The sequence below is a fragment of the Embleya sp. NPDC005971 genome, from assembly GCF_040629175.1.
Lineage (GTDB): Bacteria > Actinomycetota > Actinomycetes > Streptomycetales > Streptomycetaceae > Embleya.
Genome location: NZ_JBEXUX010000009.1, coordinates 48,533 through 72,339 on the forward strand (window position 1 = coordinate 48,533; position 23,807 = coordinate 72,339).

The 23,807-nt window shown below is 72.2% G+C and carries 15 protein-coding genes; 6 read left to right on the forward strand and 9 right to left on the reverse strand.

Annotated elements, in window-relative coordinates:
• Positions 1–42: 42 nt before the first annotated feature.
• Complete coding sequence (locus tag ABZ374_RS11060) at positions 43–2,217, reverse strand: serine/threonine-protein kinase (RefSeq protein WP_360309359.1); 2,175 nt, start codon at positions 2,215–2,217, stop codon at positions 43–45.
• Positions 2,218–2,602: 385 nt separating this feature from the next.
• Between ABZ374_RS11060 and pucL the strand changes: the two genes are divergently transcribed.
• On the forward strand, positions 2,603–3,508 hold the full coding sequence (gene pucL / locus ABZ374_RS11065; protein WP_360309361.1) for a factor-independent urate hydroxylase: 906 nt from the start codon (positions 2,603–2,605) through the stop codon (positions 3,506–3,508).
• 162 nt (positions 3,509–3,670) lie between these two features.
• Here the strand turns inward: pucL and ABZ374_RS11070 are convergent, their stop codons facing one another.
• Positions 3,671–4,567 carry a hypothetical protein gene (locus ABZ374_RS11070; RefSeq protein WP_360309363.1) on the reverse strand — a complete coding sequence of 299 codons (897 nt, stop codon included), beginning with the start codon at positions 4,565–4,567 and terminating at the stop codon, positions 3,671–3,673.
• A gap of 242 nt (positions 4,568–4,809) precedes the next feature.
• Between ABZ374_RS11070 and ABZ374_RS11075 the strand changes: the two genes are divergently transcribed.
• Positions 4,810–6,792 carry an N-6 DNA methylase gene (locus tag ABZ374_RS11075; RefSeq protein WP_360309365.1) on the forward strand — a complete coding sequence of 661 codons (1,983 nt, stop codon included), beginning with the start codon at positions 4,810–4,812 and terminating at the stop codon, positions 6,790–6,792.
• On the opposite strand, the gene ABZ374_RS11080 is transcribed toward ABZ374_RS11075, so the two are convergent.
• On the reverse strand, positions 6,789–8,735 hold the full coding sequence (locus tag ABZ374_RS11080) for a serine/threonine-protein kinase (RefSeq protein ID WP_360309367.1): 1,947 nt from the start codon (positions 8,733–8,735) through the stop codon (positions 6,789–6,791). The genes ABZ374_RS11075 and ABZ374_RS11080 overlap by 4 nt on opposite strands.
• A 294-nt stretch (positions 8,736–9,029) precedes the next feature.
• On the opposite strand from ABZ374_RS11080, the gene ABZ374_RS11085 reads away from it, so the two are divergent.
• The gene (locus tag ABZ374_RS11085) at positions 9,030–10,319 is read left to right on the forward strand and encodes a citrate synthase (protein WP_360309369.1); all 1,290 of its coding nucleotides are present in this window, start codon (positions 9,030–9,032) and stop codon (positions 10,317–10,319) included.
• Between the two features lie 178 nt (positions 10,320–10,497).
• On the opposite strand, the gene ABZ374_RS11090 is transcribed toward ABZ374_RS11085, so the two are convergent.
• Both ABZ374_RS11090 and ABZ374_RS11095 read right to left on the reverse strand, forming a co-directional pair.
• Positions 10,498–12,825, reverse strand: coding sequence for a serine/threonine-protein kinase (locus ABZ374_RS11090; RefSeq protein ID WP_360309371.1), 2,328 nt, complete (start codon positions 12,823–12,825; stop codon positions 10,498–10,500).
• Between the two features lie 387 nt (positions 12,826–13,212).
• Positions 13,213–14,742: an MFS transporter gene (locus ABZ374_RS11095; RefSeq protein ID WP_360309373.1), complete on the reverse strand. Its 1,530-nt coding sequence runs from the start codon at positions 14,740–14,742 to the stop codon at positions 13,213–13,215.
• 105 nt (positions 14,743–14,847) lie between these two features.
• On the opposite strand from ABZ374_RS11095, the gene ABZ374_RS11100 reads away from it, so the two are divergent.
• On the forward strand, positions 14,848–15,483 hold the full coding sequence (locus ABZ374_RS11100) for a TetR/AcrR family transcriptional regulator (protein ID WP_360309375.1): 636 nt from the start codon (positions 14,848–14,850) through the stop codon (positions 15,481–15,483).
• A 54-nt stretch (positions 15,484–15,537) separates the two neighbouring features.
• Here ABZ374_RS11100 and ABZ374_RS11105 read toward each other — a convergent pair whose 3' ends face one another.
• Positions 15,538–16,218, reverse strand: a complete 681-nt coding sequence (locus ABZ374_RS11105) for a DUF305 domain-containing protein (RefSeq protein ID WP_360309376.1) — start codon at positions 16,216–16,218, stop codon at positions 15,538–15,540.
• Between the two features lie 796 nt (positions 16,219–17,014).
• On the opposite strand from ABZ374_RS11105, the gene ABZ374_RS11110 reads away from it, so the two are divergent.
• Positions 17,015–18,709 carry a class I adenylate-forming enzyme family protein gene (locus ABZ374_RS11110; RefSeq protein ID WP_360309378.1) on the forward strand — a complete coding sequence of 565 codons (1,695 nt, stop codon included), beginning with the start codon at positions 17,015–17,017 and terminating at the stop codon, positions 18,707–18,709.
• A gap of 120 nt (positions 18,710–18,829) precedes the next feature.
• Here the strand turns inward: ABZ374_RS11110 and dapD are convergent, their stop codons facing one another.
• Positions 18,830–19,825 carry a 2,3,4,5-tetrahydropyridine-2,6-dicarboxylate N-succinyltransferase gene (gene dapD / locus ABZ374_RS11115; protein WP_360309380.1) on the reverse strand — a complete coding sequence of 332 codons (996 nt, stop codon included), beginning with the start codon at positions 19,823–19,825 and terminating at the stop codon, positions 18,830–18,832.
• A 41-nt stretch (positions 19,826–19,866) separates the two neighbouring features.
• A complete protein-coding gene (locus ABZ374_RS11120) occupies positions 19,867–22,761 on the reverse strand; it encodes an AAA family ATPase (RefSeq protein ID WP_360309382.1) in 2,895 nt (964 codons plus the stop codon).
• Between the two features lie 364 nt (positions 22,762–23,125).
• Here ABZ374_RS11120 and ABZ374_RS11125 point away from each other — a divergent pair, with 364 nt between their 5' ends.
• Positions 23,126–23,536: an OB-fold domain-containing protein gene (locus tag ABZ374_RS11125; protein ID WP_360309383.1), complete on the forward strand. Its 411-nt coding sequence runs from the start codon at positions 23,126–23,128 to the stop codon at positions 23,534–23,536.
• Positions 23,537–23,599: 63 nt separating this feature from the next.
• Here ABZ374_RS11125 and ABZ374_RS11130 read toward each other — a convergent pair whose 3' ends face one another.
• Positions 23,600–23,731: a hypothetical protein gene (locus ABZ374_RS11130; RefSeq protein ID WP_360309385.1), complete on the reverse strand. Its 132-nt coding sequence runs from the start codon at positions 23,729–23,731 to the stop codon at positions 23,600–23,602.
• Positions 23,732–23,807: the final 76 nt, after the last annotated feature.

Consider the following 23,807-nt stretch of genomic DNA (forward strand, 5'->3'; position numbering starts at 1 on the left):
CGGCGGCGGGCCCGATCGACGGGCCGGGGGCGCGGGCTGCGGTCAGTGTGTCCGATTCGCCTCGGTCGGTGGGTGGTTGCCGGCGGTCGGCGAACCGGCCGCGGCCTTGCCGCGTGCGTCGAGCACGGCCAGCACCAGCGTGGCCAGGCCGGCCAGGCCCGCCAACACCGAGATGCCGGGCAGGATCACACCCATGACCATGTTCTGGGCGTCGCGCCAGGCGGAGTCGGTGAGCCGGAACAGCCCTATCCCGACGGCGGTCAACCCGAGGAGCATGATCACCGCGTGCCAGATCACCGGGTTGGCCGGCCGCGGCTCGACGGCCGGCGCGGGAGCCGGCGGGAACGGCGTGCCGGTCGGGAGCGGCGGCGCCTGGGCCGCGGCGGCGACGGGCGCGCCGGCCGGGATCGGCGGGGCGGCGGGCGGCACTTCGTCCCACGTGCTCAGCCGCGGGGTCGGCGGGGCCGCGGCCCCGTGGGCGACCTTGACGGTCTCGTCGTCGGTGCGGCCGGGCGCCGGCGCCGCGGCCCCGTGCGCGACCTTGACCGTCGCGTCGTCCGTGCCGGCGGGCGCGGGCGCCTCCGGGTCCCGGGCCACCTTGACGGTCTCGGCGTCGGTACCGCGCCGGATGACCGGCACCCGGACCGGCGCGCCGCCGTCGTAGGGCTTCCTGGCCGCGGGCTTGTCGGCCGGGGGTGCGTCGGCGTCGGCCGCCGCGTCCACCCCGCCCGCCGGCTTCCCGGCGGCGTCCTTTCGGCCCGAGCGCGCGGCAGGGGTCGCCGCGGGGGTCGCGTCGTCGGCCTCGTCCACGCCTTCGGCGCCGCCCGCCCGGCCGGCCCCGGCCTTCCCGGCGCCCTTTCCGCCCACCTTGGCGGCGGGCGTCACCACCGGAGTCGCGTCGGCGTCGGCCGCCGTGTCGGCATCGCCCGCCGGCTTCCCGGTGCCCTTCTTGCCCGTTCGTACGGCGGGCGTCGCCACCGGAGTCGCGTCTTCGTCGACCTCGGCGGCGACCGCCGTCGGCTTCGCGTTGCCGCGCTTGCCCGCCGGGGTCGCGGGTGTCGCCACCGGGGTCGGGTTGTCCCCGTCTTCCGCCGCGTCGTCGTCCCGCTCCGCGTCGGCCTTCGCGGCCGGCTTCCCGGCACCCTTCCCGGCTCCGCGCGCGGCGGGCGTCGCGACGGGAGTCTCGTCGTCGTCGGTGTCCTTGCCTGTGCGTATCGCCGCCGGCGCCGGCGCGACCAGCGCCGCGAGCGCGGGCACCTCGGCCGTCTCCGGCTCCTCCGCCTCGTCGTCCCCCTCGCCCGACTCCGCCTCCGCACGCTCGGCAACATCCGAGCCCGAGCCCGAGCCGCCATCCGCAGACGCGGAGAGCGCGGAGAGCGCGGCGAGTGCCGCCACGTCTTCCGGAAGCCAATCCTCGCTCGGTTCCGCAGCCGCGAACCGTGCCACCAGGTCCGCCGCCGAAGGCCGCGCGGTGGGGCGCTTCTTCAGGCAGTCGGCGACGATCTCGCGCAGCCAGTCCGGGAGTTCCGCCAGGTCCGGCATCTCGCGCACGACCTTCTGCGCGATCTCGGCGACCGACCCCGCCCCGAACGGGGCCACGCCGGCCGCATGGCACAGCACCCCGCCCAGTGCGAACACGTCGATCGCCGGGCCTATGGAGCCGCCGGTGACCTGCTCCGGCGCGGGCAGTCCGGGCACGTCCACGACGCCCGTCCGGGTCATCCCGGCCGAACCGAGTGCCCGGGCCAGCGCGTAATCCGCGACGCGCGGCCCGTCCGCCGCGAGCAACACGTTCGCGGGCTTGAGGTCACGGTGCGTCAGATCGGCCTCGTGGATCGCCGCGAGTCCCTCGGCCAACCCCGCGCCGAGCGCCCGCAACGTGTGTTCCGGCAGCGGTCCGTGCGTCGCGACCGCCGTCTCCAGGGACGGGCCGGCCACGTGCTCGACGACCAGCCACGGCGGAGTGCCGTCCGGGTCCGCGTCCAGGACGTGCGCGACGTGGGTACCGCCGACCTCCTGCGCGGTCGTGACGTCCTTGCGGAAACGCTCCAGGAATGTCTTGTCGGACGCCAGATCCGGCCGCACCAGCTTGACCGCGACGTGCTCACCGCCGGGCGCGCGCCCGAGGAACACCGCCCCCAGGCCGCCCTGACCCAGCCGGGCCGACAGTCGGTACCGCCCGACAACCCCGGGATCGCCCGGCTCCAGCGGATCCATGACTGCCGCCCCCTCTACGTACGTGCCGTGCCAAGGCAGGGAGCGGCTCCAGGGCATGCCAACGGCCCTGTCGGTCTCGCCTCCCCGCGGACTGTTGCCGCAGCCTACCCCGCGAGCCGAGGCCCCACCGAGGACCCGGACCGGCCGGTCGACCGGCGTCCGCCGATGCCGCGACATCCGCGGACCGGCGGGACATGTCCGGATTCGCGCCTTTGACCACGCTCCGCGCGCGCGGCTAGCTTCACCCCGCAGCGGCTGCACCGCGCCGTCGTGGACCAGGCAGCCGTTCGGCCCGCGACCGGTGCGTCACGCAGCCGTCCGGCACAAAGGCACGACACGGGTGTCACCCGGCAACATCACCCCACACGGCGAGGGAGCCGAACCGATGGCGATCGTTCTGGGCCCGAATCGATACGGCAAGGCCGAGGTACGACTGGTCCGGGTCACCCGGACCACCGCGACCGAGCACGAAATGGCCGATCTCAACGTGTCCGTGTCGCTGTCCGGCGACCTCGCGGACACCCATCTGCGCGGCGACAACGCCCATGTCGTGCCGACCGACACGATGCGCGCGGTGGTGTACGCCTTCGCGCAGGACGAACCGCTGCCCGCGATCGAGGCGTTCGGGCTGCGGCTGGCCCGGCACTTCGTCGACGCGTACACCCCGATCGACACCGCGCGGGTGCGCGTCCGGGAGTATCCCTGGATCCGGGTCCCCGGCACGCACGGACCGCATCCGCACGCGTGGACCCGGGCCGCCGGCTCCCGGTACGCGGGTGTCGTGCACGGGCCGGCCGGTACCGAGGTCTGCTCGGGGCTGGCGGACGTCACCGTGCTCAAGTCCACCGGGTCGGAGTTCCACGGTTTCCTGACGGACCGTTACACCACGCTGGCGCCGACCCGGGACCGGGTGCTGGCCACCAGCGTGCACGCGTGTTGGCGGCATCGGCGCGACGAGGGCGACGAGGGAGGCGGTACGCCGACCGACTGGGACGCGTCGTTCGGCGCGACCCGCGACACGTTGTTGCGGACCTTCGCCGAGACGCACAGCCTGTCCCTGCAACAGACCCTGTACACGATGGGCGAGGCGGTGTTGACCGAGCGGGGGGAACCGGTCGAGGTGCGACTGGAGTTGCCGAACAAGCACCATCTGCCGGTCGACCTGGACGCGTTCGGTCTGCACAACGCGGGCGAGGTCTACCAGGTGCCGGATCGGCCGTACGGCCTGATCGAGGGCACGGTCCTGCGCGACGACGCGGCACCGGCGCTCGCCGACCTGCCCTGGCAGTAGACCCGATCCGGCCGGAGCGGCCGGCGGGTTCCCAACCCGTCCCGGGCATGCCGCGGGGGCGGGGCACCCAATGGCGCCCCGCCCCCGCGTCCCCCACCCCCCCGGATGAAAGTCGATCCCCCGGACGAAGGTCTGTGTCGTCCTCTCCGGGCCCGGCGTTCGTCAGCCGAGGTTCTCGATGCCCGCGGTGCCCTTCTCGACGTCGAGGATCTCGACGGAGGAGACCTTGCGGGTGGTGTTGCTCTCGGCCCACTGCTTGGCCTCGTTGGCGAGCTTGCCGCCCTTGTCCATCCGGGCGGACTCGGCGGAGAGGTTCTCGGTGAGCGAGACCTCGGCCGGCAGCGTGGTGAGCACCGCGACGTCGTAACCGGAGTAGGTCTTGGTGATCCGGACCTTGGTGACCAGCGAGCCGTAGGTCGTGGTCTTCAGCTTGGCGAGCAGGTCGGCGGCGTACTTCTGCGAGCCGGCCTTGTCGGTGTCCTTCTCCGCGCCGTTCTCGATGCCCGCGGTGCCCTTCTCCTTGTCGAGCACCGACACCGAGGAGATGTTCAGGCTCGACGAGTCCTGCGCCCACTGCATCGCCTCGACGGCGAGCTTTTGGCCCTTGTCCATCCGGGCGTTCGCGCCCTTGGCGTCCTCGGTGATGGAGATCTCGGCGGGCAGCGTCGTGTTGACGGTGACCTCGTAGCGCTCGTACTGCTTCGCGATCCGGACCTCGGACACCACGCCGCCGTGCTTGGTGGTCTTGAGGTGGGCCAACAGGTCCTGGGCGGCCTTGTCGGCGCCGCCCTTCGGTTCGGCCTTGTCGTCCGCCTTCGGCGACTCGCCCTTGGGCGCCGCGCTCACGTCGGCCGCGCCGGTGGTCTTGGGCGACTCGACCGAGGCGCTGGCCGCCTTGCCCTCGTCCTTCTTCTCCGGTCCGCAGGCGGCGAGCGAGCCGGTCAGGGCGATCGTCGCGGCGACGGCCACGGTGGTGATCAGGGCGCGGCGACGTCCGCGCGGGGTCGCGGTCGAAGCGGACTGCTGCGGGACGGTCGGCCGGGGAGCGAGCGCGGACATGAGGGATTCCCTTCGGCGGCACTGCGGGATCGGCTGCCTGGCGGCGCCGACCGGGTCGGTCGGCCCGAGCGGCCGACCGTGGGACGACAGTGCGGTGCGGGTGTTTCCGGGGTTGCTCCGTGCTGTCGAGGTCAATAGAAGCAGTGCCTGTGAACGCTGTCAACACTGAATCTGCTCACACATCACGTCTTCTCTCTATGGTTAACTCCGATGGTTCACAACCCCGCCATGAGGAGGAGACGGTGCCCACCAGCCCCCAGGTCACCGCTGCCGAGATCGCCCGTATCGCGGGTGTCGGGCGCGCCGCCGTGAGCAACTGGCGTCGGCGCTTCGACGACTTCCCGCGGCCGGTCGGCGGCAGCGACGCCAGCCCCACCTTCGCGCTGTCCCAGGTGGAGGGCTGGTTGCGGGCCCAGGGCAAGATCGCCGAAGTGGCCCCCGAGGAGCACCTGTGGCGCATGGTCGCCGCCTCGGGCGACATCCCCGAGCGGCTCGCCGACATCGGCGACCACCTGCTGGCCGGCTCACCCGCGCCGGTCGGCCCGCACGCCGCGCTGCTGCGGGCCGCGACCGACCTGGCCGGCAGCCGCGGGGCCCCCGCGGTGTTCGCCGACCTCTACACCCGATTCGCCGAATCGGCCGCCGGCCCCGGCGGGGTCACCCCGCCGGCCACCGTCGCGCTGATCGCCGAACTCGCGGGCGTGGGGCGCGAATCCGCGACCTCGGTGCTGAACCCCGCGACCACGCACGGCGACCTGCTGCTCGGCTTCGTACGCACCGCACGCACCCTGCGCGGACAGACCGAGGCGCCCGCCCTGGCCCGACTGGTCCGGGCCCGGATCGCGCTGCACCCGGACGCGGGCCCCGACACCGACGTAGCCGTCGCCGAGGACGACGCGCTGCGCGCGGACGCCTGGCCCGGCGAACTGTTCGACACCGTGGTGGGCAACCCGCCGTTCAACGACCGCAACTGGGGCCACGACGAACTGGCCTACGATCCGCGCTGGGAGTACGGCCTGCCGGCGCGCACCGAATCCGAACTGGCCTGGGTGCAGCACGCGCTCGCACACACCCGGGTCGGCGGTCGGGTGGTGCTGCTGATGCCGCCCGCCGTCGCGGCCCGCGGCTCGGGGCGCCGGATCCGGGCCGAACTGCTGCGCCGGGGCGCACTGCGCGCGGTGATCGCGCTGCCGGCGGGCGCCGCGCCGCCCTTCGGGGTCGCGCTGCACCTGTGGCTCCTGGAACGACCCACCGGCGCGCTGATGCCCTCACATGTGCTGTTCGCCGCGCTGGAGGATGCGGCCGAGGCGCGGGCCGCGGTGGGCGCCTGGCGCGAGTTCGGCACCGACCCGGGCGCGCTGGTCGAGGTGCCCGGTCGCCACCGCGCCGTGCCGTTGATCGAACTGCTCGACGACAACGTCGACCTGACCCCGGCGCACAACCTGCCCGAGCGCACCGACCTGAACGTGGCCGAGCGGGTGCACGACACGCGCGAACGCCTGCTCGCCCGGCTGACCCGGCTCCCGGCGCTGGTGCCCCCGGTGCCCGACGCCGACACCGGCACCCCGACCTGGCGCTCGGTCGCCCTGGCCGACCTGGCCCGCACCGGCGCGGTCACCCTGTACCGCAGCGCCTCCCGCTCCGGGCGCGGCGGCCGGGAGACGCCGACCGGGCCGACGGTGCCGATGCTCACCACCACCGACCTCGCCGCCGCCGTCCCGCCCAGCGCGCGGCTGGCCGCGGCCGAGGCGGACGAGGCGCAACATCCCCGGATCCGGGCCGGCGACGTGATCGTGCCGACCCTGCTCGGCAGCGGCGAGAGCGGCTGGGCGGACGCGGTCCGGGTGGCCGGGGCCGCCGAGCAGGGCGCGGTGCTCGGGCCGAACCTGCATCTGCTGCGCCCCGATCCGGCCACCCTCGACCCGTGGTTCCTGGCCGGGTTCCTGACCGACCCGGCGCACGCCAAGCGGGCCGGCTACGGGTCCAGCATCGTCCGGGTCGACGTGCGCCGGATCGAGATCCCGCTGCTGCCGCCCGCCCGGCAGCGCGCGTACGGCGAGACCTTCCGGGCGCTGCGCGCGTTCGTGGCCGAGCTGCGCGCCACGGCGGCCCTCGGCGAGGAACTCGGCCGGGGCCTCCTGGAGGGCCTCACCGCCGGCCTGCTCAGCCCGCCGGACCCGCCGCCCGGCCCGGAAACCCGACGGCGCGTCGCCGACGCGCCTTAGCGGCCCTCCAGGGCCCTGAGGACGGCCTGGGAGCGGGCGGCGGGGGCGGCGGAGCGGAACGCTCCGGACGGGGGCAGAGCCGCCGCCGCGGCGGCCCAGTGCGGGCCGGTGTAGCAGCGCACCAGGGCCTCGGCGGCGGCACGGTGCACGTCGCCCATCGAGTACAGCTCCTCGCCGGGGACGATCCGGTGTCGCCGGGTGGTCCGGGGGTCGGCGGCCGGCCACTGTCGGTGGACCACCAGCCGGGGTTCGTCCGCGGGCTCCGGCGCGCTCAGCGTGGAGAGCGAGAGCGGGTACGGCAGCAGCGGGCCGACCAGGTCGCACAGGCCCCACAACACCGCGTCCGGATCCGGCACGCCGTCCGCCTCGGACAACGCGAACGTCGCCTCCGGCCGGGTGAGCAGCGCCGAGACCACGTCCAGCAGCACGTCGGGATGCCGGCCGGCGCGCTGCCGCAGGCCGCCCTCGCGGCGGGCCAGCTCGGCGTGCAGCACCGCCGGGTCGAGCCGGGGCACGGCCCGGCCGCTCGGGTGGTCCAGGTCGGGCAGCTCGGTCGGGGCCGCGCCCAGGGCGAGCGCGTGCCGGGGTCCCACGAGCGGGGTCGCGTCGGGACCGGGCCCGGGCGGCGCGATCAGCACCAGGGCGTGCGCGGCGGTGCGCCGGATCAGCGTCGGTCGACCGCCCAGCGTGCCGAAACGGACCGCGGATCGGCGCGGCCCGTAGTACCCGGCGCCCAAGGGCGGCCCGACCACCGGCGCCAACACCGCGTGCCGGCGGCGCAGGTCCGGTTCGGACAGTGACGAGGCCAGCACGGTCGCCGCCCCGGTGTCGCTCACCTCGTAGCGGATGCGGTCGAGCATGGCCGCGTGTGCGTACGGATCCTCGGTGTAGCGCCTGGTCGGGGCGGGCGCCGGTCGGTCCACCGTCGGCTCGGCCGCCCGTCGGGAGGCGGGTCGGACCGGGCGCGGGCGCTCGGCCGAGGGGGCTCGGGCGGGCTCCGGCTCGGGCGCCGGTCGCGGGGGCCGGCCGTCGGGCTCGATCGCGGGCCGGATCCGCCGCTCGTGCTCGTGGAGCAGTTCGAGCACCGGGCGCGGCAACCACGTGGCCGCCTCGTGCGGTCGCCGGCGGTTGGTCAGCAGGTCGGCGAAGTCGGCGACCACCCGGTTCGGCGTCGGCCGTCGGTCGGCGCGCCGGCGCAGGCACGACTCGACCAGCGGCAGCAGTGCGTCCGGCAGCCCGGTCAGGTCCGGGTCGCGGTTGCGCACGGCGTTCATCACCCGCATCGCGCTGCCCTCGTACGGCGCGTGACCGGTGCCCGCGAACAGCAGCGTGGCGCCCATCGCGTACACGTCCGAGCGCACCGTGCCGGACTCGCCCTCGATCTGTTCGGGGGCCATGTACGCGATCGTGCCGACCAGGTTCACGGTGTCCTGGTCCTCGGCGAGCGCGAGCCCGAAGTCGATCACCTTGGGGCCGTCCAGGGTGACCAGGATGTTGCCCGGGGCCAGATCGCGGTGCACCAGGCCCGCGCCGTGGATCGCGCCGAGCGCCTCGGCCACGCCCGCGGCCAGCCAGCGCACCGCGTCCGGCGGCAGCGGGCCGCACTCGTCGACCACCTCGCGCAGCGACGGCGCGGGCACGTACGCGGTGGCCAGCCACGGCCGGGCGGCCTCGGGGTCGGCGGCCACCACCGCGGCCGTGAACACCCCGCTGACCAGCCGGGCCGCGTGCACCTCGCGGGCGAACCGGCGGCGGAAGTCCACGTCGTGGTCCAGCTCGGCCAGGATCGTCTTGATCGCGACCAGCCGTCCCGCGGGGGACAGGCCGAGGAAGACTCGCGCCATGCCGCCCCGGCCGAGTCGGGAGAGCACCCGGTAGGGCCCGATCCGGCGCGGATCGTACGCATCCAGGGGCGCCGGGCCCCGCCTCCTGGCATCGGTCACGCAACGTCCCCCCGGGCCACCCGATCGTGTGCCCTCATCATGGCGCCGCATGGGTGACACTCGTAGCGGGAAGCCGAAACGCGTGCACCGTTGCGACGATGACTCCGGGCGTCCGGACCCGCCACCCTGGGTCAGGTGACGCGGCTCACGGTTTGTCGCGCGGGTGGGAGGTGGCTGCGAGGTCGCCTCGCGCGCCTGCTATTCGTACTGATGCACACATGTCACAAAGACCGGAACCGCACGGACACGATCCGGGTGGCTGCCGGAGCCTGAGCCGAGAAGTAGGGGACCCCCATGAGCGAGGACTCGGTAGTACTGCGCCACCAAGGAAACGAGCACACACTTCCGCTGATCGAGGGCACCATCGGCGACACCGCCGTGGACATCTCGACACTTCGCGCCAAGACGGGGCTGGTGACCTACGACGGAGGGTTCGTCAACACCGCCGCGTGTAAATCGGCGATCACCTTCATCGACGGCGAGGAGGGCATTCTTCGCTACCGCGGTTATCCGATCGAGCAGATCGCCGAGCAGGGCACGTTCCTGGAGACGGCGTATCTGCTGATCTACGGCGAGTTGCCGTCGGCGAGCGCGCTGGACAACTTCCGCGACGAGATCACCCAGCACACCCTGCTGCACGAGGACGTCAAGCGGTTCTACGACGGCTTCCCGCGCGACGCGCACCCGATGGCGATGTTGTCGTCCGTGGTGTCCGCGCTGTCCACGTTCTACCAGGACAGCCACAACCCGTTCGACGAGGAGCAGGTCCGGCTCTCGGCCATAAGGCTGTTGGCGAAGTTGCCGACGATCGCGGCCTACGCGTTCAAGAAGTCCGTCGGTCAGCCGATGCTCTACCCGGACAACTCGCTCGGCTACGTCGAGAACTTCCTGCGGATGACCTTCGCGGTCCCGGCGGAGTCCTACAAGGCCGACCCGGTCGTGGTGGACGCGCTGGACAAGCTGCTCATCCTGCACGGCGACCACGAGCAGAACTGCTCGACCTCGACGGTGCGGCTGGTCGGCTCCAGCCAGGCGAACATGTTCGCGTCCATCTCGGCGGGCATCAACGCACTGTGGGGCCCGCTGCACGGCGGCGCCAACCAGCAGGTGCTGGAGATGCTGGAGCAGATCAAGAACGACGGTGGCGACATCGACTCGTTCGTGAACAAGGTCAAGAACAAGGAAGACGGCGTGCGCCTGATGGGCTTCGGCCACCGGGTGTACAAGAGCCGCGACCCGCGCGCGACGATCATCAAGAAGGCCGCCGACGACGTCCTTTCCCGGATGGGCAAGAAGGACGAACTGCTCGACCTCGCGATGCAGTTGGAGGAGCGCGCACTCGCGGACGACTACTTCGTCGAGCGCAAGCTCTACCCGAACGTGGACTTCTACACCGGTCTGATCTACCGGGCGATGGGCTTCCCCACCGAGATGTTCACGGTGTTGTTCGCGATCGGTCGACTGCCCGGCTGGATAGCGCACTGGCAGGAGATGATCGCCGACCCGAAGGCGAAGATCGGCCGCCCGCGCCAGGTGTACACCGGCGTGGCGCTGCGCGACTACACCCCCATCGGTGCCCGCTGACCGTAGGGAGCACCCGGAAACGATCTTGGAGTCGAGGATCTCGAACCGCGGTTCGAGGTATTCGGCTCCAAGATCGTTGTGTTGTTCGGACCTGTCGTGCGGTCGGGGCCGATGGGCGGTCGGACCGTCGTGCGCGGCGCGGCGCGGTGCCGCGCGGTCGCACGAGAACGCGTCGCGCTCAGCCGGTGGGCGTGGCCACCGAGGGGCCCTTTCCGGTCGCGGCGTCGAGCACGTACAGATGCCGGTCCGCGCTGCCCACGAACAGCAGCCCGTCGGCCACCACCGGCGAGGTCACCCGGCCTCCGGTGGTGAACCGCCAGCGGGGTTCGCCGCCCAGGCCGACCGCTATCACCGAGCCGTTGCTGCTGCCCGCGTACACGATGTCGTCGCCGACCACCGGTGAGGTGACCCACCCTTCGGCGCCGAACCGCCAGACACAGCGCGTGGTGTTCACGTCGACCGCGTACAGTCCGCCGTCGCCGCTGCCGAAGAAGGACAGGGTGCCGGACGTGGCGGGCTGGGCGACCGGGCCACCCGCCCCGAACCACCCGCGCATCGCGCCGTCGGTGGCGTTGAGCAGGTAGAGGTACTGGTCGGTGCTGCCCACGTGCACGATGCCGTTCGCCACGGTCGGCGAGGACACCCAGCCGCCGGTGGCGAAGCGCCAGCGACACCAGCCGGTGGCGGCGTCCAGCGCGTAGACGCAGCGGTCGCTGGAGCCGAAGTAGACCGTGCCGTCCACGACGGTGGGCGAGGTGGCCCAGCCGCCGGTGGGGAAGCGCCAGCGACATCGCCCGGTGGCCGCGTCCACGGCGTACAGCGCGTTGTCGCTGGAGCCGAAGTACACGGTGCCGTCGGCCACCACGGGGGCGGCCACCACTTCGCCGCCGGTCGGGAAGCTCCACCGCCACTGCCGCGAGGTCAACTCCAGGGCGTAGACGTGGTTGTCCTGGCTGCTGAGGTACATCAGCTCGCCGTCCACGGCGGGCGGGTGCGACCAGCCCGACGAGTCGAACCGCCATTCGCGGGTGGCCAGATGCAGGGTGTGCAGCCCGTTGTCGTTGCTGTGCACGTGGACCCGAGCGGTGCGACCGGAACCCGCGCGCACCGGCGGGGTGAGGATCTCCCCGGTCGCGGTGAACCGCCACACCGGCGAGGTCTCCAGACCGCCGGTGGGGGTGCGCGGCGGCGTGGGGTGCTGGCGCGGTACGTCGGGCCCGCTCTCCGGCCACGTGACCGGAGAATTGGGTATCGGCGCGGGCGGCCTGGCCACCCGTTCGGTCGGCAGCGCCGGCGACGGGGACGACGTGGACACCTGCCGGCCCCCGACCGGTCGCGAGCCGCCCGGCTGCCCGGTCACCGGCGTGTTCGTCGGCGGCACCGGCGGTCGGGGCGGCGGCTTGCGGGTCGGGTTGGTCGGCGGGCGCTGCGGCGGTGGCGGCGCGGGCCGGTGCGGCTCGGGGCGCGGCGCCGGACGCGGCTCCTCGCGCACCTGGTTGGGCAGCTTGCCCATGTTGTTCGGGTCCGGGCGCACGTTCTCCGGCAGCTCGGGACGCTCCGGCTCGACCAGTTCGCGCACCGGCGGCGTCCGCGGGCCCATCGTCGGCCGGTACTGGCTCTCGAACCGCTGCACCATCGCCGACGCGTTGTCCGGCAACTGACTGTCCGCGTCGCTGTCGTCCAGCAGCGGCGCGAGCTGGTTGAGCAACTGGGTCGGGCTCGGCCGGTGTTCCGCGGCGCGCTGCATGCACAGATTGACCAGGCCGGTCAGCTCCGGCGGCAGCCCGGCCAGGTCGGGGGAGCCGGTGACCAACCGCAGCAGCGCCTCGGCGGGCTTGCGGTCGGGATAGGGCGAATGCCCGGTCGCGGCGTAAACCAGCGTCGCGCCGAGCGAGAACATGTCGCTCGCGGGGGTGATGTCACGGACACCCTGCGCCTGTTCCGGCGACATGTACGCCGGTGTCCCGACCGCGACGCCGGTCATGGTGAGCGAACCGAAGTCGGCGGCGCGCGAGATGCCGAAGTCGATCACCTTGGGCCCGTCGCTGGCCACCAGCACGTTGGACGGCTTCAGGTCGCGGTGCACCAGCCCGGCGGCGTGCACGGACTCCAGCGCCTCGGCGATACCCGCGGCCATCCAGCGCACCGCGCGCGGCGGCAGCGGGCCGCACGCGCGGACCAGGGATTCGAGCGAGGGCGCGGGCACGTACGCGGTGGCCAGCCACGGCACCGCGGCGTCCGGATCGGCGTTGACCACGGCGGCGGTGAACACACCGCTGACCCGGCGGGCCGCGGCCACCTCCTGCGCGAAGCGCGCGCGAAAGCCCGGGTCGCCGCCGAGTTCGGAACGGATCGTCTTGATCGCGACGAGTCGTCCGAAGGGCGAACGCCCCAGATAGATGCGGCCCATGCCACCGGCACCGAGTCGGCCGAGCACCACATAGGGACCGATCCGTTCCGGATCCCCCTTGGCCGGTGGCTCACCCGGCCATCCGTGTTCCGTCACAATCCCCCCGAAGTCGCCCCACCGCCCATCATCCCCGCCGAGCGGCCGTTTCGACAGGAACAGGCGGGAGGAGTGCCACGGCGCCGGTCGTCCCGTCGTCGCGATAGAGGTGCCCCGGGGTGGAGCACCCGCTGCCTGTCGCAGGGTACCCGCCTGCCCGGTCTGCCGCCCACGCCGCGTCCCGCTTCGACCGAAACACTGGGGATTCCCCCAGACGCCGATCACGAAGAGTGGCCGCAGAAGCGGGAATTCCCTCCCTGATCGGTTCGAATCGGACACGACACGGCCACGGACGCGAACACCCGGACTCGGTTCGATGTGAACCGAGCCCGGGTGTCGCGGTACTGACGGTTTGTCAGTATGTCTGCAAGTCGGCCTGGTACGGCACTAGTGCAGACCGGCGGGGGCGTCCTTGGACAGCTCGGACTTGTCGACCCGGAGCACCACCACGGCGATCACGGCGGCGATGCCGAGCAGGATCGAAGCGGTCAGGAAGCCGGCCGTATAGCCCTCGGTGAGGGCCAGGTTGCGTACCGCCTCGCTGCCGATCGCCTTCTCGCCGAGCTTGGCGAACTGGTGCTCGAACTCGTCGTCCCGAGCGTTCGTGTAGATCGTGGTCAGCACCGCGATCGCCACCGCTCCGCCCACCTGCTGGGTGACGTTGAGCATCGCCGAGCCGATACCCGCGTCCTCCGGGGCGATCCCGGCCACCGCGGTGGCCATGATCGCGACGAAGATCAGGCCCATGCCCAGACCGAAGACCAGCATCGCGGGCAGCAGGCCCACGACGTAGTTCGAGTCGACCTTGAGCAGGGACAGGTAGAACAGGCCCAGACCGGCCAGCACCGGCCCCGCCGTCAGCAGCACCCGCGGCCCGATCTTGGGCAACATCACGCTGGTGAACTGGGCCGAGATCATCACGCCCGCGCACAGCGGGAGATAGGCTAGGCCGGCCTTGATCGGCGAGTAGCCCGCGACGATCTGCATGTAGAGCGTGATGAAGAAGAACGCGCCCATCATGCCGCCGGCGGCGAGCGCCATCACCACGTAGCTGGCCGAGCGATTGCGGTTGCGGAACAACCGCATCGGCATCAGCGGCCGTTCCACCCGCAGCTCGATCGCGATGAAGGCCGCGAGCAGCGCCGCCGACACGATCAGCGAACCCACCGTCAGCCCGTCGGTCCAACTCTTCTCCGCCGCGCGGATGACGCCGTAGACCAGCGCGGTCACACCGAGCGTGGAGGTCAGCGCGCCGGGGATGTCCAACCGGCCACGCCAGATCGCCTTCTCGCCGGTCTTGGCGTCGTCGGGTATCGCCAGCGGCAGCGCCATCACGAGCGCGATGCCGATCGGCACGTTGACGAACATCACCCAACGCCAGGACAGGTACTCCACGAGCAGGCCACCCATGAGCAGGCCGACCGCCGAACCCATGCCCGACACCGCCGCGTAGACCCCGAACGCCTTGTTGCGTTCCGGGCCTTCCTCGAAGGTGGTGGTCACCAACGACAGGACCGCGGGGGCCACCATCGCACCACCGACGCCCTGCAGGGCTCGCGCGGCCAGCAACAGCGCCTCGCTGGTGGCGAACCCGCCGAGCAGGCTCGCGGCGGTGAACACGATCAGGCCGAGCGCCAGCAGGCGGCGTCGGCCGAAGAGGTCACCGAGCCGACCGCCGAGCAGCAACAGGCCGCCGAAGGTCAGCATGTAGGCGTTCATCACCCACGAGAGCGATGTTTCGCTGATGTGGAGCGCCTTGCCCATGTCGGGCAGTGCGATGTTCACGATGGTCGCGTCGAGCACGATCATCAACTGAGCCCCTGCGAGCAGGGCCAGGGCCAATCCGCGACGCGCGTGGGGCGCTTCGGCGGCTGGGGATCCGGTCGAGCCGGCGACCTCGGAAGGTGCCGTCGTCATGGATTGCCTCGCATTACTAGTGGACGTGAGCGTTCTCTACGCGAACCTAGGGCTTTTCCCGTAGAGAACGCAAACGTTTTCTGTACCATGGCCGCGGAGGCGAGAGTGAGCACAGGAGTACGCGCGGGTCGAGTCGAGACAGCCCTGCTGGTCACCGACTACCGACAACGGCCCCGGAAGCGCGGCGTCACGCTGGAGCGAGCGATCACCGAGGCGGTGCTCGCCGAACTCGGCGAGCGTGGCTACGGCGCGGTGACCTTCGAAGGGGTGGCGACCCGAGCCGAGACCGGCAAGTCGGCGCTGTATCGCCGCTGGCCGGACAAGATGAGCATGGTCGCCGACGCGCTCTCCGCCGCTCTGCCCGACCCGCGATCGTTGACGCTGCCCGGCGAGTTGCGCGCCGACCTGATCGTCTACCTGGAGACCGTCGCGCAGGGCATGCACGGCGCACTCGGGCTGGGGATGCGGGTGCTCAGTGGCGAGATGTGCCGACACCACGAGCTCGGCGAGATGTGGGAGCAGCGGGTGATCGGCCCGTGGCAACGCCTCCTCACCGAACTGATCGGCGACGCGATCGCCCGGGGCGAGGCCCGCACCGGCGCGCTCGCCCCCGAATGTGTGCTCACCGGCCCCTCGGTCCTGTGCCAGCGCTTCACCCTCACCGGTGTGCCGATGTCCCGGGCCGAGATCGAATCCCTGGTCGACAACGCCCTGCTGCCGATGATGGCGGCGCGCAACTGACGCCCACGCCACGCCCGGTCGGCCCCGCCCGGTCTCCGGGCGGGGCCGATCGCATCAGTGGTGCGCGGGGGCGCCGGTGGTCGGCGCGGCGCTGCCGCCCCGGCCGCCGAGCAGACGCTTCATCAAGGTCACCTCGTCGGCCTGGGTGGCCCGGATCGCCTCGGCGAGCCCGCGCGCGTCCGGGTTGGTGCCCTTGGCGAGTTCGTCCTCGGCCATCTTGATCGCGCCCTCGTGGTGCACGATCATCAGCTCCAGGAACCGCCGATCGAAGTCGGCCCCCGACGACTTGCCGAACGCCTCCATCTCGGCGGCCGACATCATCCCGCTCATGTCGTGACCCATCGGCGCCGCGAGCGGCTTGCCCCACGCGGTCAACCAGCCCTTGAGCAACGCGATCTCCGGCGCCTGCGCCGCCTCGATCGCCGCCGCCAGCCGCTTGACCTCCGGGTCGGCCGCCTTGGCCGGCGCCTGCCGGGCCATCTCCACGGCCTGTTCGTGGTGCGGGATCATCATCTGCGCGAACATCACATCGGCGTCGGCGAACACCGCCGCGCCGGTGCCGGGCGAGGCCGGCGCCGTGGCCGCAGCGGTCGGCGCCGTGCCGCCGCCCTTCTTGCCTCGGTCCTCGTTCTCGTCCTCGTCCGCGCCACACGCGGCGAGCACGAGCGTGCCCGCGAGAGCGAGCGCGGCCAGGATGCGGGCGCGCCGAAGGCGCCCGTGGAAGTGCGACTGCATGGGGTTCGTCTCCCGGTCGTGACTACGATCCGGCCGGCGCCGGAGCGCGCGGGCCGGCAGGGCTGACGTGGCGTCACGGGCCGTGGCCCGCAACCGGGATCGCCCTATCTACGCAGCACCGAAAGCCGCACCGGATCCGGCGGTCGAAGCGGCGCCGACACGGCCCGCAACAGCCCCCACAACCCACGGACAACCGCCCGCCAAGCCCCCGAGCCAAGCCTTCGCGTCCGCCCCCGGACCAGCCCGACCAGCCCGAGCGCCAGCCCCCCGAACAACACCGCGACACAGATCAACGCGGACCCGGACCCGGAGCCCTCCCCGTGCCCGGCACCCCCACCGTGCTCGGAGCCGGACCCGACCGCGTCCCCGTGTCCGCCCATCCCGTCGCCGACGGTCGCCCCGCCCTGCCCGGCCATCGCAGCCGGCGCGGACGATTGCGGATGCCCGACGGTGTGCATCCCGACGGTGCCGACCAGAAGCAACAACAAGAACAACAACCGCCCGAACGACCCGGCGAGCCGGACCCGGAGCGGCCCGCCGCCCCCACCCACCTCCACCGCGCCACCCCCACCCGTCGACTCGGAACCGACAGCCTACCCATACCGGGTACCGGCACCACCGCGCCCACCCGCGACACGACCGACACCGCCACGCCACCGGCGCCTCGGGCCGTGCGGGTTCGTTGTGCCCACGACTTCGGCCGGTGGTGGTCGGGGCTCGGGTCGGACCTGAACACGTGTCAGATCACACCCCCTCATACTTGAATGACTCGATCAAGCAGTTCTAAGGTCCGGCCATGGCTCCCACCTCCGCCGCACCCGCCGACCCCACCCTCCGAGCCCTGACCGCCCCCGACGGGCCGTTCGCCCTCGTGGAAGAGGACGTCCTCGGCGTCCCGTCGCTGGTCCTGGCCGACCGGCCCCGTTCGATCAGCGCGTTCGTCGAACGGGCCCGTCGGTTCGGCGACCGTGAATACCTCGTGTACGAGGACCGCCGGATCACCTTCGCCGAACACGTGCGCGACGTCGCCTCGACCGCACTCGCGCTGCGTGAGCGCCACGGCATCGGCCCGGGGGACCGGGTCGCGATCGTGGCGGCCAACCGGCCCGAGTGGCTGACGGTATTTCAGGCCACCGCCGCGCTGGGCGCGATCACCGTCGGAATGAACGGATGGTGGGCCGCCGACGAGCTCCGTTACGGCGTACAGGACTGCGCGCCCAAGCTGGTGGTCGCCGACCGGCGCCGGCTGGAGCGGCTCGGCGGGGCCTCGGCGGCGGCGCGCAGCCTGGGTGTGCCCGTACTGGAGATCGAGGCCGACTGCGCCGCCCTGGCGGCCCACGCGCCCGACGCCGAACTGCCGCCGGGCGCCGCCGACGAGGACGACCCGGTGCTGATCCTGTACACCTCCGGCACCACCGGCCGGCCCAAGGGCGCCGTGCTCACGCACCGCAACGTGGTCGCGATGCAGAACCTCCAGGCGCTGCTCGGCGCCCGGGCGACCGCACACGTACCCGCCGAGAAGCTCGCCCAGGCGCCGCCCGGACGCTGGCTGGTGAACAGCCCGTTCTTCCACGTCTCGGGCCTGCTCGCGGGTGCGGTGGCCGCGCTGGCCGGCGGTCAGACCATGGTCCTGTACAGCGGCCGGTTCGAGGTGCCACGGTTGCTCGAACTGATCGAGCGCGAGCGTTGCACCTCCTGGGCGTTGGTGCCCACGCTGGGCTGGCGCGTCGCCAACCACCCGGACACGCCGAACCGGGATCTGTCCTCGATCACCCGACTGGGCGGTGGCAGCGCGGCCTTCTCGCCCGAACTGGTGCGCCGGCTCCAGGAGGTGTTCCCGAACGCGAAGGGCGCACTCGGCGTCGGGTACGGCCTGACCGAGTCGGGCGGCGTGGCCACCACGGCCGGTGCCGCGCAACTGGAGGACGAGCCGGGCGCGATCGGCGCGGCGGTCCCGACGGTGGAGGTGACGGTCCATCACGAGGACGGCACCGAGGCGCCCGAGGGCGTCGAGGGCGAGTTGTGGATCCGCAGTCCGCTGGTGATGCGTGGCTACTGGCGCAACGACGAGGCCACCGCGAAGGCGCTCACCGCGGATCGCCGGCTGCGTACCGGCGACCTGGGATACACCCGAGGCGGTCGGTTCTACCTGGCCACCCGGCGCAGCGACCTGATCCTGCGCGGCGGCGAGAACGTCTACCCGGCCGAGATCGAACACTGCCTGGACGCGCACCCCGAGGTGGCCGAGTCGGTGGTGGTCGGCGTACCCCATCCGGAGTGGGGCGAGGAGGTCAAGGCGATCGTGGTGCCGGCGGCGGGAGCGGGGCTCACCGCCGAGTCGCTCGGCGCCTATGTCGCGGAACGGCTGGCCCACTTCAAGGTGCCCGCGCACTGGGAGCTGCGCACAGAGCCGCTGCCGCGGACGCCGACGGGGAAGGTCATTCGGGCCGTGGCCACGGGGGCGAAGGCGGGGGATCTGATCGAGGAGTGAGGGCCGAGCCGCGCGCATCGCTCGCCGAGGTCGCAAGGCCGCACGCGTGGGTGTGCCGGGGCCGGCGCAGTGCGTGGGCCCGGTGGGGCCGCCCGGGAGGTGGGGCGGCCCCGGGCGGGGTCAGTCGTTCTTGTGGAGTTCCTCGTTGAGGGCGCCCCAGGACTTGGTGCGGGCGATGGCCTCGATCGTGCCGGTGACCGAGTTGCGGCGGAACAGGAGGCCGTCGCGGCCGGAGAGTTCGGCGGCCTTGGCCACCTTGCCGTCGGGGGTGGTGACCCGGGTGCCGGCGGTGATGTAGCAGCCGGCTTCGACCACGCAGTCGTCGCCGAGCGAGATGCCGATGCCGGCGTTGGCGCCGAGCAGGCAGCGTTCGCCGACCGAGATGGTTTCCTTGCCGCCGCCGGAGAGCGTGCCCATGATCGAGGAGCCGCCGCCGATGTCGCTGTGGTCGCCGACCACGACGCCCGCGCTGATGCGGCCCTCGACCATCGACGCGCCCAGGGTGCCCGCGTTGAAGTTGCAGAAGCCCTCGTGCATCACGGTGGTGCCAGGGGCCAGGTGCGCGCCCAGGCGGACCCGGGTGGTGTCGGCGATCCGCACGCCGCCGGGCACCACGAACTCGGTCATCCGGGGGAACTTGTCCACACCGGCCACCTCGAACGGCACCCGCGCGGCCCGGGCCCGCAGCCGGGCGGCGTCCACGCCGTCGACCGGGACCGCGCCCAGGTTGGTCCACGCGACGTTGGGGAGCAGGCCGAACAGCCCCTCCAGGCTCTGCCCGTGCGGGCGGACCAGGCGGTGGCTGAGCAGGTGCAGTCGCAGGTACGCGTCGTGGGTGTCCACCGGGCCGGCGGCCAGCGACGCGATCACGGTACGCACGGCGACGACCTCGACCCCGCGCACCGGGTCGGTGCCCAGGCCGGCCGCGGCGTCGGCGCCGAGCGCCTCGATCGCCTCGTCGGCGGACAGGCGCACGGTCTCGGCCTTGCCGTCGACGTCGCCCGAGGTCAGCTCGGGTGCGGGGTACCAGGTGTCCAGGACGGTGCCGTCGGCGGCGATCGTCGCGAGACCGGCGGCGACGGCACCAACGGGGGAGGAAGCAGCAGTGTCGATCACCCCGCTACCGTACCGGGAGCGCGCCCCGGAACCGATCGCGGCTACTCCGCCTCGGGCCGGCGGGTCGGGCCGTCGCGGAAGGGCCAGGTCTCGGAACGATCGCCGTCCGTGTCCGGGCGGGCCTCCTGATGCGGGATGCCGAACGGGCTGTATCCGCCGCTGTACTCGTCCACCCAGTCGTCCGCGTCCGCACGACCGTGATCGACCGGCGGCAGCGCGATGGCACCGACCAGGGACTCCACCATCGCCGCGGCCCGGGTCTGCACCGGGATCGCGCCACAGGCCATCGCGGTGTCCCGGGCCCGCTCCAACTCGCCGATGGCGTCCGGCTTGTGGCCGTCCTTGCGCAGCCGGTCACCGTAGGCGAGCAGTGCCTTGGCGTATTCGTAGTTGGCGCCGACGCCTTCCAGGGCCACCGCCGCGTCCCACAACGCCTGCTGTGCGTTCACGTTGTCCTCGATGATCCCGGCCACCCGCTTGGCCTGACCGGCGGCCACGGGGGCGTAGAACGTGTCGGCCCGGGTGACGGCCTGTTTGGCCACTTCCAGCGCCAGCTTCCGGTTCTGCCGCGGCCCCTCCGCGTTCAACGCCTCGGCGAGCAACAGGCCCCACGGGCACCACGCGGGGTTGTCCATGCCACGAGCGCGCAGCCGCTCGCCGAGCTCGGTCAGCGGCTGGATCACCTCGTCGTGCCTGCCCTGCGCGATCCGCAGTTCGGCGAGCACGATGGCGGGGACCGGCAGTACGCGGGTGGCCTGTTCGACCTTCGCCGGATCGTCGAAGCCGATCCGGCGCGAGGTGTTCTCGGCCTCGTCGATGTCGCCCAGCGCGATCAGGGTCTGGATCAGCACACCCGCCGCGTACCACTGCGACGGCGTGCCCTCACCGAGTTGCTCCGCCATCTCCAGACCGATCTCGGCCTGTTCGCGAGCCTCCTTGAGCCGGCCCATCCGGTAGTACAACATCGCCCGGAAGGCGTGGCCGTAGGACAGATGGGCACGCTGGCGGCCGTTGTCCCGGAGTTCGGCCATGCCCTTCTCCAGGAGTTGCTGGGCCTCCTTGAACAGGTCGCAGTAGATGAAGGTCAGGGTCAGCACCATCGGGATCTCGAAGCCCCAACCGTCCTCGACCCAACTGAACCCCTGACGTTCGTTGTTCGGCCGCACCGGCCCGAGCGCGGCCCGGGCGAACTTGGTGGTGGTCTGCAGCCGGCGTCCGCTGAGCACGCCGTACCAGGCGACCAGCGCGAACAGCGAGCAGTTCGTCCGGGACGTGGCGGCGCCTTCGGTGTTCAGCCGCACGGTCAGCCGTTGCAGGTTGTGGGCGCGCGACGCGAAGCCGGTGTCGTCCTCCCAGAAGGCGGCCCACATGAACAGGTCGGCGTACAGGCGCTGGCGCTTGGCCAGTGGGGTGATGTCGATCTCCTGTTCCAGGAGTTCGATGCTCTTGGGCAGTTGACCGCTGAACGCGAGCGAGCGGCCCAACTCGACGACGATGTTGGTGCGGAGCAGATCCACGCCCGGTTCGCCGGACTCCCGCAGCGCCTGTTGCAGTGGTTCGAGGCTGGCCCGGGGATTGTTCACGAAGTAGGCGCGGCCGATGTTGTAGTGCAGCCGGGCCCGCATGTCGCTCGGCGCGAGGTGGTCCAAGGCGTGTCGGAGGTAGGTCACGCCCGCCTCGGGGACACCGGACGCCAGACACTCGCGAGCGGCGTCCACCGCGATGCCCGTGGCCCAGCGGTCCTCGGTGCCGACGATCTGGAGCACGTGGGTCGCGGCGGTCTGCGCGGAGAACTGGTCCTCGCGCAACAGCCGGGCCGCCCGTGCGTGCAGGGCGGAGCGCTCGTTCGGGGCGAAGCAGTGGCTGTAGACCGCGCGTTGCACCAGCGAGTGGGTGAAGCCCCAGGCCGAGCCCGAATCGGTGACGTCGGTGAGGATCTCCTGCCGATACAGGTCCCACGCCGCGTCGACGATTTGTGCCGGGCTCATCCCGGACAGTTTCGAGGCCCGTTCGACGGTCAGGTGCGGCGTCAGGATCGCGGCGATCTGGGCGAGCCGGCGGGAATCGGGTCCGAGTCGGGCGAAGCGCTCCTTGAACTGCCCCTCGTGATACGCGTATGTCGCGTGGTCCTCCATCGCCTTGCCGTGTCGGGGCAACGCGGCCGAGGACGGCTCGATCCGGTTCTCCTCGATATAGCGCAGGAGTTCGCGCAGGGTCTGGGGCAACCCGCCACAGAAGCGATGGCATCCCTCGATGAACTCCTCGTCCACCGGTTGGTTCGGGAAACGGTGCCGAATCACCGTCGCGGCGCCTTCGATGCTCAACGCGGTGAGTCGAGCGACCCTGGTGACCGCGACGTCGTTCAACGCCCGGAGCGAGTCGGCGAGCAGGTCGCTGTATTCCTCGGGGCGGTACGAGACCACGATCAGCACCGGGAACTCGCGCGCCTGGAGGCCGAATCGGGCGAGCCACTCCATCGAGGGCCGGTCGGCCCAGTGCGCGTCGTCGACCAGGATGATCAGCGGGGTGCGGTCCGGCGACAGGTAGCCGTGCATGACCGCGTCGAGGGCGTTGCGCACGGTCTCGGTGTCCGGGGACTCCTTGGGCTGGCGCGGGACCATGCCGAAGATCGGCGCGAGGATCCCGAACCACTCGCCCAGTCGCTCCTTCCGCCCCGGCTCGTCCAGCCTGTACAAATCGTTGAACAGTCGCTTCACCAGACCGTAGACCCGGACCTTCTCCAGGTCGTACCCGGTCACATCGAGTGAGGCGAAGCCCTCGGACACGGCGGTGCGCTTGATCCAGTCCAGCACGGCGGACTTGCCCATGCCGGCCTCGCCCTTGACGATCGCGACCCGGCCCTCGCCGGTGTCGCGGACCGCGAACAGGTGTTCGCGGAGCTCGCCTTGGATGAATTCGCGCTCGACGAGAGGCATGGGCTCCGTCCTGGAGGCGGGTTCGGGTGTGTGCTCGCGCCCCAGGTCACCCGGGCGCGGTGCCATGCGTGGTGCCCTCATCGCGCAACCTCTCTGCCGTGCGTCCCCACCCCGAGCCCGCGCGGAACGATTACGCGCCGTGGCGGATCACTTGCGCTACCCATCCTGCGCCAATCACGCAAGCCCTGTCCCCGACTTGGCCGAGAAGTCCTGTCGACGTCCTCCCCTCGGGGGGTGCCGTTTTCGCCGACGGGAACGCGTGTGCGACCGATTCGGCAACCACGCGCTTGGTGCGCGAGCATGCAGCCGAACGCTCGTTTCGAACATCGACGGGCGAGACGAAGTACGACCGAACGGAAAGGCCGTGACACCCGTGTTGGGACCGCAGATCGGTGTACCCGTGACCCCCGCCGCGTCGGTGCGGGTGCCCCCGGAACAGGGGGAGTTGCGCTATCAGCGCTGCGGCGCGTGCGAGACGGCGAACTTCGCCCCCACCGAGATGTGCCGGGGTTGCTCGTCGCGTGCGTTGCAGTGGGCCACCAGTGCCGGGCGCGGCAGCGTGTACAGCTGGACCGTGGTGCGTCGGCCCGCCGCGCGCGAACCCGGCGACCCGTACGCGGTGGCGATCGTGGACCTGGACGAGGGCTATCGCATGCTCACCAACCTGGTCGAGGTGGAACCGACCGAGATCCACTCGGGCATGCGGGTGCGGGTGGACCTGCGGCCGACGGGCGAGGAACGGGTGCTGCCGTTCTTCACGCCCGACCGGAGCTGACACCGCGAGCGCGGCCCGCCCGCCGATCGACGTCGAACGGTTGCCGGGCGCGAGTGGCGACGATCACCCGGGCCGGCGGGGGCAGGCGCGGCGGCAGCGCTCGACCACGAGGGTCACCCGGGCGGTCGCCGCGCCCACGCGCTTGAGCAGATCCAGCCGGACGATGCCGCCGCACGGGGGCGTGGGAAGTGTCATGTGCGAATGATATACCCCAGGGGGGTAACTGCCGGTTAGGATTCGATTCCGGTGGGATCGCGCATCGACGCGATCA

Excerpts from the sequence above, each read along its gene's own strand:
- ABZ374_RS11105 (WP_360309376.1), bottom strand. The coding sequence starts at position 16,218 with ATGCAGTCGCACTTCCACGGGCGCCTTCGGCGCGCCCGCATCCTGGCC.
- ABZ374_RS11130 (WP_360309385.1), bottom strand. The coding sequence starts at position 23,731 with ATGACACTTCCCACGCCCCCGTGCGGCGGCATCGTCCGGCTGGATCTG.
- ABZ374_RS11060 (WP_360309359.1), bottom strand. The coding sequence starts at position 2,217 with ATGGATCCGCTGGAGCCGGGCGATCCCGGGGTTGTCGGGCGGTACCGA.
- ABZ374_RS11110 (WP_360309378.1), top strand. The coding sequence starts at position 17,015 with ATGGCTCCCACCTCCGCCGCACCCGCCGACCCCACCCTCCGAGCCCTG.
- pucL (WP_360309361.1), top strand. The coding sequence starts at position 2,603 with ATGGCGATCGTTCTGGGCCCGAATCGATACGGCAAGGCCGAGGTACGA.
- ABZ374_RS11120 (WP_360309382.1), bottom strand. The coding sequence starts at position 22,761 with ATGCCTCTCGTCGAGCGCGAATTCATCCAAGGCGAGCTCCGCGAACAC.
- ABZ374_RS11070 (WP_360309363.1), bottom strand. The coding sequence starts at position 4,567 with ATGTCCGCGCTCGCTCCCCGGCCGACCGTCCCGCAGCAGTCCGCTTCG.
- ABZ374_RS11095 (WP_360309373.1), bottom strand. The coding sequence starts at position 14,742 with ATGACGACGGCACCTTCCGAGGTCGCCGGCTCGACCGGATCCCCAGCC.
- ABZ374_RS11085 (WP_360309369.1), top strand. The coding sequence starts at position 9,030 with ATGAGCGAGGACTCGGTAGTACTGCGCCACCAAGGAAACGAGCACACA.